At 67.4% G+C, this 11,047-nt stretch carries 12 protein-coding genes; 7 read left to right on the top strand and 5 right to left on the bottom strand.

Annotation, left to right across the window (positions count from 1 at the left end):
• Window positions 1–31 precede the first annotated feature (31 nt).
• The gene (locus tag ACFJGT_RS22450; protein WP_377842699.1) at window positions 32–1,144 is read left to right on the top strand and encodes a calcium:proton antiporter; all 1,113 of its coding nucleotides are present in this window, start codon (window positions 32–34) and stop codon (window positions 1,142–1,144) included.
• Between the two features lie 101 nt (window positions 1,145–1,245).
• The gene (locus tag ACFJGT_RS22445) at window positions 1,246–1,581 is read left to right on the top strand and encodes a DUF1330 domain-containing protein (protein ID WP_377842697.1); all 336 of its coding nucleotides are present in this window, start codon (window positions 1,246–1,248) and stop codon (window positions 1,579–1,581) included.
• A gap of 6 nt (window positions 1,582–1,587) precedes the next feature.
• Here ACFJGT_RS22445 and aroB read toward each other — a convergent pair whose 3' ends face one another.
• Window positions 1,588–2,727: a 3-dehydroquinate synthase gene (aroB, locus tag ACFJGT_RS22440; RefSeq protein WP_377842695.1), complete on the bottom strand. Its 1,140-nt coding sequence runs from the start codon at window positions 2,725–2,727 to the stop codon at window positions 1,588–1,590.
• Window positions 2,724–3,323 (bottom strand): shikimate kinase, encoded by a 600-nt coding sequence (locus ACFJGT_RS22435; RefSeq protein WP_377842692.1) that lies wholly within the window; start codon window positions 3,321–3,323, stop codon window positions 2,724–2,726. The genes aroB and ACFJGT_RS22435 overlap by 4 nt, the downstream gene beginning before the upstream one ends.
• A 177-nt stretch (window positions 3,324–3,500) precedes the next feature.
• On the opposite strand from ACFJGT_RS22435, the gene ACFJGT_RS22430 reads away from it, so the two are divergent.
• The gene (locus ACFJGT_RS22430; protein WP_377842690.1) at window positions 3,501–3,647 is read left to right on the top strand and encodes a histidine kinase; all 147 of its coding nucleotides are present in this window, start codon (window positions 3,501–3,503) and stop codon (window positions 3,645–3,647) included.
• Complete coding sequence (locus ACFJGT_RS22425) at window positions 3,644–4,573, top strand: site-specific tyrosine recombinase XerD (protein ID WP_377842688.1); 930 nt, start codon at window positions 3,644–3,646, stop codon at window positions 4,571–4,573. The genes ACFJGT_RS22430 and ACFJGT_RS22425 overlap by 4 nt, the downstream gene beginning before the upstream one ends.
• A 150-nt stretch (window positions 4,574–4,723) precedes the next feature.
• Here ACFJGT_RS22425 and ACFJGT_RS22420 read toward each other — a convergent pair whose 3' ends face one another.
• Complete coding sequence (locus ACFJGT_RS22420; RefSeq protein ID WP_377842685.1) at window positions 4,724–5,422, bottom strand: carbonic anhydrase; 699 nt, start codon at window positions 5,420–5,422, stop codon at window positions 4,724–4,726.
• 246 nt (window positions 5,423–5,668) lie between these two features.
• Between ACFJGT_RS22420 and ACFJGT_RS22415 the strand changes: the two genes are divergently transcribed.
• The 3 genes from ACFJGT_RS22415 to ACFJGT_RS22405 are packed head-to-tail and all read left to right on the top strand — an operon-like array spanning window position 5,669 to window position 8,791.
• Complete coding sequence (locus ACFJGT_RS22415; protein ID WP_377842683.1) at window positions 5,669–7,162, top strand: amidase; 1,494 nt, start codon at window positions 5,669–5,671, stop codon at window positions 7,160–7,162.
• Between the two features lie 44 nt (window positions 7,163–7,206).
• Window positions 7,207–8,466: an ABC transporter substrate-binding protein gene (locus ACFJGT_RS22410; protein ID WP_377842680.1), complete on the top strand. Its 1,260-nt coding sequence runs from the start codon at window positions 7,207–7,209 to the stop codon at window positions 8,464–8,466.
• The gene (locus ACFJGT_RS22405) at window positions 8,393–8,791 is read left to right on the top strand and encodes a hypothetical protein (RefSeq protein WP_377842678.1); all 399 of its coding nucleotides are present in this window, start codon (window positions 8,393–8,395) and stop codon (window positions 8,789–8,791) included. Before ACFJGT_RS22410 ends, ACFJGT_RS22405 begins: the two co-directional genes overlap by 74 nt.
• 48 nt (window positions 8,792–8,839) lie before the next feature.
• Here ACFJGT_RS22405 and ACFJGT_RS22400 read toward each other — a convergent pair whose 3' ends face one another.
• Window positions 8,840–10,435, bottom strand: a complete 1,596-nt coding sequence (locus tag ACFJGT_RS22400; protein ID WP_377842675.1) for a gamma-glutamyltransferase — start codon at window positions 10,433–10,435, stop codon at window positions 8,840–8,842.
• A gap of 210 nt (window positions 10,436–10,645) precedes the next feature.
• A complete protein-coding gene (locus tag ACFJGT_RS22395; protein WP_377842672.1) occupies window positions 10,646–10,936 on the bottom strand; it encodes a YggT family protein in 291 nt (96 codons plus the stop codon).
• Window positions 10,937–11,047 lie beyond the last annotated feature (111 nt).

Here is an 11,047-nt window from a genome sequence, read left to right as displayed (position 1 = left end):
TCCCGCCGCGATCCTCGAGTGACGACGAACGATGATGATGCTCCGCCTTGCCTGTGCCTGGGCCTCGGTTGCCGCTTTCCTGCTGTTCGGCGACACCGTGCTCGGCCAGCTCGGCGCGCCCCTGCCGTCGCTGCTGGTCTTCCTCTGGCTGATCGGCGTCATCATCTGGTCCGCCTTCGGCGTGGTCCATGAGGCCGAGGATATCGCCCATCGACTGGGCGAGCCTTACGGTACGCTGATCCTGACGCTCTCGATCGTGATCATCGAGGTGGCGCTGGTCGGCGCCGTCATGCTCGGCGCCAAGGGCGCGCCGACGCTCGGGCGCGATACGATGTTCGCGGTGCTGATGATCGTGCTCAACGGCGTCGTCGGCATCGGCCTGCTGATCGGCGGACTCCGGCATTTCCAGCAGCGCTACAACCTGAAGGGCGCCTCGTCCTATCTCGCTGTGATCATCCCGCTGACGGTGATCCCGCTGTTCCTGCCGAACTTCACGACATCGACGCCGGATGGCACGCTGACGCCGTTCCAGGCGGTCGCCTTCTCGATCTTCACCGTGCTGCTTTATGGCGCCTTCCTCATCCTGCAGACCGGGCGACACCGCGCCTTTTTCCACGAGCCGGAGCCGGAAGACGGCAAGCCGGCACTGGCCGCCAGCGAAGAGGGCCAAACGGCCTCGCCCTCCTCGATGCGGGAGGTGCTGCCCCATGTCGCGCTGCTGCTCGCCAATATCCTGCCGATCGTCATCCTGTCGAAGGGCCTTGCGGCCGTGCTGGATTTCGGCATCGCCAAGCTCGGGGCGCCGGCGGCACTCGGCGGCATCCTGATCGCGATGGTGGTGTTCACGCCGGAATGCATCGCGGCGCTGCGGGCGATCACCTCGAACCAGCTCCAGCGGGCGGTCAATCTCTGCCTGGGCGCGGCGGCCTCGACGCTCGGCATGACCGTGCCGGCCGTGCTGCTGATCGGCGTCTTCACCGGCCAGCCGGTCGTGCTCGGCCTCTCGGCGACCAATATGGTCATCGCGGCGATGACGCTGCTGCTTTCGACGCTGACCTTCACCGGTACCCGCACCACCATGCTGGAAGGTGCGGTGCATCTGGCGGTGTTCTTCGTCTTCATCGTGCTGGTGTTCAGCCCCTGACGGCTGGGCGATTACCCCCGTGGTAATCGACCCCATTCGCTTCACGCGTCATGGTCCTCCGCAACGTACGGCCTCCCGGCCGTCCAATGCAGGAGAGAACCATGACCGCCTATGCCATCGCCCATCTGCAGGACGTCCGTGTCGGCGCCGAGATCATCGACTACATTGCGCGTATCGACGGGACGCTTGCGCCCTATGACGGCCAGTTCCTGATCCACGGCGCGACCCCCGAAATCGTCGAGGGGCCGTGGTCGGGCGACCTCGTCATCATCGCCTTTCCCGACATGGAGCGGGCGCGCGCCTGGTACGATTCACCGGCCTATCGGGACATCCTGCCACTGCGGACGGAAAACTCGCGCGGCGTCACGATGCTCGTGAAGGGCGTGGAGCCCGGCTATCGCGCAAGCGACTTCCTGACCAAGCTCGGCCTTGGCTGAGCGGGCTCAGGTTGCGAGCTCGTCCTCGATGAAGCCGCGGACCTCCTCGGCCGGGACGCCCGGCGCGATGAAGCTCTTGCCGATGCCGCGGGCGAGGATGAAGGTCAGCACGCCGCGCTTGACCTTCTTGTCCTGCGCCATGGCGTTGACGATCTCCTCGGCGCTGCCGGCCCCGCCCGGCACCTGCTGCAAGCGGCTGGGCAGGCCGACATGGTCGAGATGACGCGAAACACGGCCGGCATCCTGCCCCGAGCACAGATCCAGCCTCTGCGAGAAACGGAAGGCCAGCGCCAGGCCGATCGCGACGGCCTCGCCATGGACGAGGCGGGCTGAATCGTAATGCGTCAGCCGCTCCAGCGCATGGGCGAAGGTGTGGCCGAGATTGAGCAGGGCGCGGTCGCCCTCCTCGCGCTCGTCGCGGGCGACGATGGCGGCCTTGGCCCGGCAGGAAACGGCGACGGCATGGTCGCGCTCAGGGCCGCCGGCAATGACGCGGCTCCAGTTGGCCTCGCACCAGTCGAAGAAGGCGGGATCGTCGATCAGCCCGTATTTGACCACCTCGGCATACCCGGCCTTGAACTCGCGCTCGCTCAGCGTGTCCAACAGGGCGGTATCGGCGATGACCAGCGCCGGCTGGTGGAAGGCGCCGATCAGGTTCTTGCCGTGAGGTGAGTTGATGCCGGTCTTGCCGCCGACCGAGGAATCGACCTGGGCGAGCAGGGTGGTCGGCACCTGTACGAAGCGCACGCCGCGCCGCAGCACTGCCGCCGCAAAGCCCGTGAGATCGCCGACGACGCCGCCGCCGAAGGCGATGATGAGGTCATTGCGCTCGATCTTGGCCGCCAGCAGCGCGTCGCAGAGGGCGACGAACTGGGCATAGGACTTGGACGCCTCGCCCGGCGGGATGGTGATGCGGGTCGCGGCGATGCCTTCCTGCTGCAGGCAGGTTTCGAAGGCTGCGCCATGCAGGCTCGCGACGCTCTCGTCGGTGACGAGCGCGGCCTTGGCGCCGGGCGCGAAGGCCGCGATCAGGGCCGCGGCCTCGCAGAGCTGGTGGCGCCCTATATGGATGTCGTAGCCGCGGCCTTCGAGCGCGACGGGGACGACGATGCGGGCGCCGGTCTTGTCGGTCGTGGTGGCGTTCATGATGCTGTCGCTCCGGGTGCCGGCGCGAGATAGTCGCCCAATGCGGCAATGGTTTCGCCGACCACGACTTCGTGAGGCTCGTCGCTCGACTGGATGGTGATGTCGGCCAGCGCGTAGATCGGCTCGCGCTCTGTCAGCATCCGGCGCAATGTCGCCTCCGGGTCGGCGGTCTGGAGCAGCGGCCTTTTCGCGTTCCGGCGGACGCGGCGCATCAGCACCTCGGGCTCGGCCTTGAGCCAGATGGAGATGCCGAGTTCCTTCACCCTCGCGCGCGTCTCGGCATTCATGAAGGCGCCGCCGCCGGTCGCCAGCACCAGCGGCGCTCGGGTCGTCAGCACGCGGCTGATGACGCGACGCTCGCCCTCGCGGAATTCGGCCTCGCCGCGCTGCGCGAAAATCTCGGGGATCGTCATATGCGCGGCCGTCTCGATCTCGGTATCGGCATCGACGAAGGGCAGGCCGAGCCGCCCTGCCAGCCGGCGGCCGACCGAGCTCTTGCCGGAGCCCATCATGCCGACGAGCACGATCGCGCGCACACCCAGAAGGGCGCGCAGATCGGTCGTGTCGGGAGCAGCGATGGTGGCGGCGGCGGTCATGACAATCTGTTCCTCGGCACGGCTGTAGCACCGGGCGCCCGCTGCGTCATGCCCCTGTCATGCGCTTTGCACGAGGCTGTGGCCGGCCGGCTCTTGCGCCGCCCGGCTGCGATCGGGGATAACGGGGCAGGTGCCGGGATCGCGCGCACCTCAAGCGATTGCGAGAGTCCGCCCGACGTGCCGACGCTGTTCCGTTTCCTGGCTTTCATAGGGATCATCGCCGGGCTGATCTTCGGGGGCATGATCGCGCTCGTCACCTTCATCCAGCCGGTCCAGCGCGAGATGATCGAGATCGTGCCACCGGCCAAATTGCAACCGAAATGAGCCGGCTCGCGCGCCAGCGTCTGAACGCCTTCCTCGACATGCTGGCGGCCGAGCGCGGCGCGGCGCGCAACACGCTCGACGCCTATGAGCGCGACATCGCGGATTACCTCGAATTCCTGGGCGGCAAGGTGCCGAGCGATGCCACGGCCGAGGATATCCGCGGCTGGCTCGCCGATCTCGCGGCGCGCGGGCTCAAGGCCTCCTCGGCGGCGCGGCGGCTTTCCGCCGTGCGCCAGTTCCACCGGTTCCTCTACACGGAAGGGCTTGCGGGCATCGATCCTTCGGCTGCCATTGCCGGGCCGCGGTTGGGCCGGCCCCTGCCCAAGGTGGTGACGGTGGCGGATGTCGACCGTTTGCTGGAGGTGGCGCGGGCCGCTTGTGAGCGGGAGGGCATCACCAAGGCTGTCCGGTTGAAGGCCCTGCGCATGCGCTGCCTCGTCGAGATGCTCTATGCCACCGGCCTGCGCGTTTCCGAACTGATCGCGCTGCCTCTGTCGGCCGCGACGACGCGCGAGCGCTTTCTGATCGTGCGCGGCAAGGGCGACAAGGAGCGATTGGTTCCGCTGAACGACGCGGCACGCCAGGCGGCACGCGACTGGCTGGAGGCGTTGAAGGAAACCGGAGCAGCGGACGGCCGCTGGCTGTTCCCCTCGGAGGGCGAGAGCGGGCACCTGACGCGGCAGGTCTTCGCGCGGGATCTCAAGTCACTGGCCGGGGCGGCCGGACTTTCGACGGCGGCCTTGAGTCCGCACGTCCTGCGCCATGCCTTCGCCAGCCACCTGCTCCAGAACGGCGCCGATCTTCGGGTCGTGCAGGAATTGCTCGGCCATGCCGATATCGCGACGACGCAGATCTACACCCACGTTCTCGACGAGCGCCTGAAGAGCATGGTGCGCGACCTTCATCCGCTGGCGGATGAGGGGTGAGGCGGGATGTCATCCCGTACGCGCTGCGGCACGCAGTGCTGCTGCGCAGATACGGGATCGTTTGCAGAAAAGGCGCCCTTTCCGGAGCACGGTCCCGTGTCTGCGCAGCAGCGTTTCACGCTGCAGCGCGCACGGGATGACGCGCCGAATTCAGGCTTCGGAGCAGCGGATCTGCTGGACGCGCTTGGGCATCTCGCCGACGGCAGGGATGAACTGGCCGGTTGCGTTGTCGAGGATCATCAGCACGCCGGTGGCGACGGCGAAATAGGCGCCGTGCAGATGCAGGCGACCCTTGCTCTCGAGGATCTGCACGCAAGGGAAGGTGCGGAGATTGGCGAGCGACTGCTGGATCGAGGCCAGTTCCAGCCGCTGCAGGTAGTCCTCGAAGTTCTCGTTGCGTCCGCGCCCGCCGGTGCGTTCGGCGGCCGGGCCGATCAGCGTGATCCACTTGCCGATGAAGTCACCCGGCGAGAGCGCCTGCTGGCTGTCGTCGGCGAAGGCACGGATGCCGCCGCAGCGGCCATGGCCGAGCACGACGATATGCTGCACCTTGAGCGCCTGGATGGCGTATTCGAGCGCCGCCGAGGTGCCGTGGAGCTGGTCGTCCGGCTGGAAGGGCGGCACGAGATTGGCGATGTTGCGCGCAACGAACATCTCGCCGGGGCGCGCATCGAAGATCACTTCCGGCGAAACGCGCGAGTCGCAGCAGCCGATCAGCATGATCTTCGGCGTCTGGCCGTTTTCGCCGAGCTCTTCGTAGCGGCTCTGCTCTCGGATGAAACGATCGTCGAGGAAGGAGCGATAGCCTTCCGTCAGGCGCTGCGGGAATGGCTCAGCAGGCTTGTCCATGGCTCCTGTGGAATAGGAATCCGACGGTTTCGTCAAGTCGATGTTGCGGTGCGGTATCGCGCAACCCGTCTGCCGGGCTTCGCCCAAGCGTCTTTTCAGCGGCCGGCAGGGCGTTCACGAACCCGCGCAGGGGGAAGGGGCCGCATGCGCCGCCGGGTCATGGACATCTCGGTCCCCTCGCCTAGTCTGCGTTGCCCCGTGCGGCATGGCGCTTGCGTGGGGCGAAGCGCAACGGAGACATCTGCCTTGACCGAACCCTGCGACCTCAGTGCCGTTGCCGCGCGTGCCCTCATCGGCGCCAAGAAGCTCTCCGCCCGCGAACTGCTCGACAGCTGCATCCGCCGCATGGATGCGATCGACCCCGCCGTGAACGCGATGGTCGCGCGCGACGACGACAAGGCGCGCAAGGATGCGCTTGCGGCCGACGAGGCGACGGCGCGCGGCGATGCGCTCGGGCCGCTGCACGGCCTGCCGATCGGCATCAAGGATCTCGAGAACACCGCCGGCCTGCGCACCACCTATGGCAGCGCGCTCTATCGCGATTTCGTGCCGAAGGAGGACCAGCTTATCGTCTCCTGCGTGCGCAAGGCCGGGGCGATCGTCGCAGGCAAGACCAACACGCCGGAATGGGGCGCGGGCGCCAATACCCGCAACGCCGTCTATGGCGCGACCGGCAACCCGTTCGATCCTTCGAAGAGCGCCGCCGGCTCGTCGGGCGGTTCGGGCGTCGTGCTGGCAACCAATATGGTGCCGCTCGCGACCGGCTCCGACACGGGCGGATCGCTGCGCAATCCGGCCGCTTTCAACGGGATCGTCGGCTTCCGCCCCACGCCCGGCCTCGTGCCCAGCGAGAAGCGCCAGCTCGGCTGGTCGCCGCTGCCGGTGCTCGGCCCGATGGCGCGCAATGTGCCCGATCTCTGCCTGCTGCTCTCCGCCATCGTCTCCGATAACGGAGCCGACCCGCTGGCGACGACGATCGATGGCCGGAGCGTGCGCCGTCCGGAGGATTTCGCCCGGCCCGAAGCGATCGATCTCGCCTCGCTCAAGGTGGCGCTGACCCCTGATTTCGGCTTCGCCCCGACCGAGCGCCTGATCCGCGACACGTTCTTCGACAAGACCAAGGCCTTCAGCCAACTCTTCCGGGCCGCCGAGGAAGCGACGCCGGATTGCGAGGGCACGGACGAGGTCTTCGAGATCCTGCGCGCGAGCAACTTCCTCGCCGCGCATCTCGACAAGGTCCGCGACACGCCGGACATGGTCGGGCCGAATGTCCGCGCCAATGTCGAGGAGGGGCTCGGCTATTCCGCGCTCGACGTCACCCGCGCGATGAAGCAGCAGACGGTGATCTACCAGCGCTGGCAGCGCTTCTTCGAGAATTACGACGTGATCCTGTCGCCGGCGGTGACGCTGAGCCCGCGGCCCTGGACCGAGCTCTTCCCGTCCGAGATCGACGGCAAGCCGACCCGGACCTATTTCCACTGGCTGGCGGCGGCCTATGCCGTCACCATCGTCGGGCATCCCGCGATCTCGCTGCCGGTCGGGCTCGACCGTAACGGCATGCCGTTCGGCCTGCAGATCGTCGGGCCGCGCGGCGGCGATGCCAAGGTTCTGGCGGTGGCGGCGGCGCTGGAAGCCGCGCTCGCGGGCGATCCGCTGACCGCCCGGCCGGTGCCGGATCTCGCCAGGCTCGCCAAGGCCCGGCCGCTCAGCGAGAGCCCGAACTTCATGGGCTTCGCCTGACGCTCGGACTGCATTCCAAACCAACCATAATGGGGAGACGAAGAATGAAGCGTCGTGATTTTCTGATGGGGACGGCTGCGCTTGGCCTGGCCGGCCCGGCTTTGCCGCGGCTGGCGGCGGCACAGGCCAGCACAACGGTGATGAAATTCGTGCCGCAGGCCAATTTGTCGGCGCTGGACCCGGTCTGGACCACAGCGACCGTCACCAACAACCACGGCTACTATGTTTTCGACATGCTCTACGGGGCGGACGAGAACCTGAAGCCGCAGCCGCAGATGGCGGAGGGGCACGAGGTTTCCGCCGATGGCAAGACCTGGCGCATCAAGCTGCGCGAAGGCCTGAGCTTCCATGACGGCACGCCGGTCAAGGCGGTCGACTGCGCCGCGAGCCTGAAACGCTGGACGCAGCGCGACCCCTATGGCCAGCTGCTCGGCCGCGCGGTCGAGGACTGGGCTGCGCCGGACGAGCGCACCGTCGAGATCAAGCTCAAGCGCCCCTTCCCGATGATGCTGGACTGCCTGGCGAAATCCGACCAGCCGCCGATCATCATGCCGGAGCGCCTCGCCAAGACCGACGCGAATACGCAGGTGACCGAGATGATGGGCTCGGGTCCCTACAAGTTCGTCGCGGCCGAGTATGTTTCGGGCAGCAAGGTCGTCTACGAGAAGTTCGAGGGCTACAAGCCGCGCTCTGAGCCGCCCAGCCGCAATGCCGGCGGCAAGGTCGCGCATTTCAAGCGGATCGAATGGAACATCCTGCCCGATCCGGCGACGGCCGGGGCGGCCCTGACGCGCGGCGAGGTGGACTGGTGGGAGCGTCCGCTCACCGACCTCCAGCCGATGCTGGCCGGTAACAAGGACATCAAGCAGGAGGTCATCGACAAGGCCGGCCGCGGCGCGGTCATTCGCCTCAATCATCTGCAGGCGCCCTTCAACAATCCGAAGGTGCGCGCCGCTGTCCGCATGGCGGTGAAGCAGGAAGATTACATGCGCGCCGCCCAGGGCGACGACACCACGCTCTGGCAGACCTGCCGCAGCCTGTGGTGGCGCGGGCACGCCCTATTACGACGGCGAGCAGGAAGACCTGATGCCGCAGAGCCTGGAGAAGGCGAAGGCGGCGCTCAAGGAATCCGGCTACAATGGCGAGAAGGTCGTCATCATCAACCCGACCGACTTCCCCGATATCGGCCCGCTCGGCGAGGTGACCTTCGAACTGCTCAAGCAGCTCGGCATGAATGTCGAGATGGCGGCGAGCGACTGGGGCACCGTCGTGCAGCGTCGCGGCAGCCGGGAGTCGACCGATAAGGGCGGCTGGAGCATCTTCCACACCACGGGCTCGGCAACGAGCTGGGGCAACCCGGCCATGTCGACGCTGGTGCGCGGGCAGGGCGACAAGGGCTGGTTCGGCTGGTGGAAGAGCGATGCGGCCGAGGCCCTGGCCGAGGAATGGCTCTACGCGCCCGACGAGGCCGCGCAGCGCAAGAGCGCCAAGGCGCTGGCCCGCTTGGCACTCGAAGAGGTCGCGACCATTCCGCTCGGCCAGTTCGTCAGCCGCACAGCCTATCGCAAGGACATGACCGGGATGCTCGCGGGCTCGGCGCCCTATCCTTGGGGCCTTAAACGAGGTTGAGCGCAGAACGATATGGAAAAGGGCGGCCTCACGGCCGCCCTTTTTGATTCAGCGCGTCGCGGCCACCGCCGCCGACCAGGGCGAGGCGGCGTCGCTCGATCCTTCGGCGCCGTTCCTGTCGACGCGGACGAAGTTCGGGCAGGCGAAATTGATCGGCAGCACGCTGTGCTCGACGATCGCGGTCGGGCCCGCCGTTTCCAGCGCGGCAAGTGTCTCGGCCGGCAGGCGCAGGTCGGCGCTGGCCGAATCCGGGCCGGAGACGTCGATGCGCGGCTGATGCGCGGTCGCCTCGGTGCCCATGTCGAAATCGAGCTGCCAGGCCAGCGTCTGGTAGACGCTGGCGAGGATGCGGCGCCCGCCGGAGGAGCCCATCGCCTGGCGCGGCCAGCCGCCATCCTTTGGCGTGACCACGACCGGGCACATGTTGCAGAGCGGGCGGGCGCCCGGCGCGATCGCATTGGCACTGCCGGGGCGCGGATCGAACCACATCATGCCGTTATTCATCAGCACGCCGGTCGAGGGCAGCACGACGCGGCTGCCCATCGAGGAGAGCAGCGTCGTGGTGACGGTGACGAGATTGCCCTCGCCATCGACCACGGTGAGATGGGTCGTGCAGGTGTCGCCCGGCTCCTTTGCGGTCACGGCGGCGCCGAGGCCGTCGAGCCTTTCCTTGTAGGCTTCGCGCATCACGCGCGAGAGCTGCGCGAACCAGGCGGCGGAGGGGCCGTCGCCGTCGAGCGGGGCATCGGCCATGCCGGCGACGACGCGTTCCAGCGTCGGCGCGGCGGTGAGTCCGCCCGCGGTATGGATGAGGTGGCTGCCGCGCCAGTCGATCGTCGGGGCCTCGCGGAGCTCGGCCTTGCAGTCCGCCAGGTCCTGGGCATCGACCACGCCGCCGGCTTCGGCGATATCCGCCACGATCCGGTTCGCGACATCGCCGCGATAGAAGTCGTCGAGCCCGGCTTTTGCCAGACGCTCGATCGTGTCACCGAGATTCCCCAGCTTCATGAAGCCCGGAATGCCCTGATAGGGCGGTACCGGCGGCAAGCCGCCCGGGAGGTAGATGCGCGCGCTCTCCGCATAGAGGCGCAGGACCGAGGCCGAGGAGGCGATCTTCAGCGTCGTGTACCAGTCGGCCGGCAGGCCGCGCTTGGCGAGCGCAATGGCCGGCGCGAGGATGTCAGCGAGCGGCAGCTTCGAGCCGAAGGCCTCCTTCAGCTTCTTGTAGCCCGCGACGGAGGAGGGCGTGACGAAGGAAAGGGGGCCGTGAATGTTGCGGTCGTCAACCACTTCCGGCCAGGTGAAGAGGTCTTTCTTCATCTCGCCGGTCAGGGGGTAGTCGGCTGGATCGGCGCGGCGCGGCGCGACCGGCCCGAAATCGACCACCTGCGCGCGGGTTTCGCCGGCCTTGAGCACGACGGCGAAGCCGATGCCGCCGAGCCCGCTGTTCCAGGGCTCGACCGCGGCCAGCGCGAAGCACGCGGCGACGGCGGCATCGGCGGCATTGCCGCCCTGTTCGAGGATCGCGGTTCCGGCTTCCGCAGCCTCACGGCTCTGCGAGACGACGACGCCGTGCTTGCCGCGCGCGGCAGGTTTGGTCAGAGCCCAGTTCTGGCTGCGATAGGGGGGGGCGGCAGCGGCCATGCGGAAACCTCTAGGCGTTGGCGAGGCGGCCATACTGCATGCCGGTCAATGCAAGGTCGAATGCGTCGTGACGGATCGCGGGTCGCGCCCGGCGCAGAGCGCGAATGGACCGCTACATGCCCGACCGGGCGCAGAGCGGCGATCCATCTCCCGGCTTTGGCATCGGGGCCTGCGAAAAGTGCATTCCACCTTTCGGCCCGATGTCACGCTCTAGAACACGTTGGGGTAGATGTAGCGGACGATCACGCTCTGAATGAAATAGATGATCAGCAGCAGGATGATCGGCGAGATATCGAGGCCGCCGAGATTGGGCAGGCGCTCGCGAATCGGCCGCAGCGCGGGTTCGGTGACGCGGTAGATCGCGTCCCAGACGGTGGAAACGAACTGATTGCGCGTATTGATGACGTTGAAGGCGATTAGCCAACTCAGCACTGCCGAGGCGATCAGAATCCACACATAGATCTGCAGGGCGAGCAGAACCACGTCGAGAACGGCACGCATCGATCTTCCTTTTAGGCCTGTCCGGAACGGTGACGCGGAATATCCCCTGCTTGCGCCACAATCAGATGGCGGAAGTGATTGACATCCACGCGACGCACAGCCTAGAAGGCC

Source organism: Allobosea sp. UC22_33 (genome assembly GCF_042700715.1).
In the GTDB taxonomy this organism is placed as follows: domain Bacteria; phylum Pseudomonadota; class Alphaproteobacteria; order Rhizobiales; family Beijerinckiaceae; genus Allobosea.
The sequence above is the reverse complement of the archived record's forward strand: the minus strand, read 5'-3'. Positions and strand labels throughout refer to the sequence as shown.